The sequence below is a fragment of the Nocardia sichangensis genome, from assembly GCF_047200615.1.
In the GTDB taxonomy this organism is placed as follows: domain Bacteria; phylum Actinomycetota; class Actinomycetes; order Mycobacteriales; family Mycobacteriaceae; genus Nocardia; species Nocardia sichangensis.
The window spans coordinates 1-1,151 of sequence record NZ_JBJZOK010000114.1; the positions used below are offsets into that span (position 1 = coordinate 1).

Annotated in this window: 1 protein-coding gene; it reads left to right on the top strand. The window is 59.6% G+C overall.

The features are described from left to right. Positions 1 to 12: 12 nt before the first annotated feature. On the top strand, positions 13 to 1,151 hold a 1,139-nt coding region (locus tag ACL03I_RS39350; RefSeq protein WP_412808648.1), incomplete at its 3' end, for a hypothetical protein.

Below are 1,151 nucleotides of genomic sequence, written 5' to 3' on the forward strand. Positions count from 1 at the left end.
GGTAGGAGCAGGATGGCGGCGGGTATCGACCAGACCGATTGGGCTGGATTGTTGAAGAGTGCCCAGAACGGTCAGCTTCAACTTCTCAATGTCGACAGCGCCGCGCTGGGTAAGCTGACCGGATATTGTGAGGATCTGGTCGCCGACATCCTCGGGTTGATCGATTTCGTGACCGGGAAGAACATGCCACCGAAGTTCGACTGGTATTACAACAATCAATCCGGTACCGATCCGAAACGGCCTGCCCAGCCGAAACCGTTCCCGGCCAGTTCCTATCAGTTTCTGAGCATGAAACATCTGTCGGACGCGTTCTTCGACAAAGCGAACCCCGAACTGGTCGACATCCTGGGTAATCATCAAGCGATCGTCACCGATATCGCGAACACGTTCACCGCGGCGAACAAGAAGTACTCGATCACCGAGGGACAGAACGCGAACACCTTCGTCGCACCCAACGCGCGTGATCATTGGCCGGAGATCTCGAAGTATCATGCGGCGTCCTCGGTGTCGTGGGCGGACGGGCCGGGTTTGTCGACCACCGCCAGTTCCGGGGTGAGTTTCGACAAGTCCCTCAAGGGCAGAATCGATCCGCTGATCGAACTCGGTGGCGCTCTGCACCTCTACGATTTCGCCAACATCGCCATGCTCGTGGGCTCGGTCGGTGGTGACATGCTGTGGTTGTCGGGTGAGTGGCTGGCCCTGTCCCAGATCTGGGGCAACTCGATCGATACCTTCACCAAGAACATCAAACCCGTATTCACCCGGGGGCACTGGCAGGGCGCGGGCGCCGACCGGGCGATCGCCTCGATCGACAAATACCTCGGTACCGCCGAAACGTTGCGGGCGAGTATGGTCGACATGTCTCATGTCGTGGGGAACACCGCCAACTTCCTGGCGTTCATCTACGGTCACGTTCCCCGCTACGACCAGATCAAGTTGAACACCAACGGCACGGTCAACTATGTCGCCAAGCGCGGCCGGACCGGTGATCAGGCCCAAACCTATGCTCAGCAGTGGTGGGACAAGGGCGACGACACCAGTAACAACAAAGGTTTCGTCGCCGGCATGCGTGAACTCGCCGGCCAGGTCCCCGAATTCGTCGACCCGAATACCGCGGCACCCGCCACCAACGGCGGAACAGGCGGTGGCGG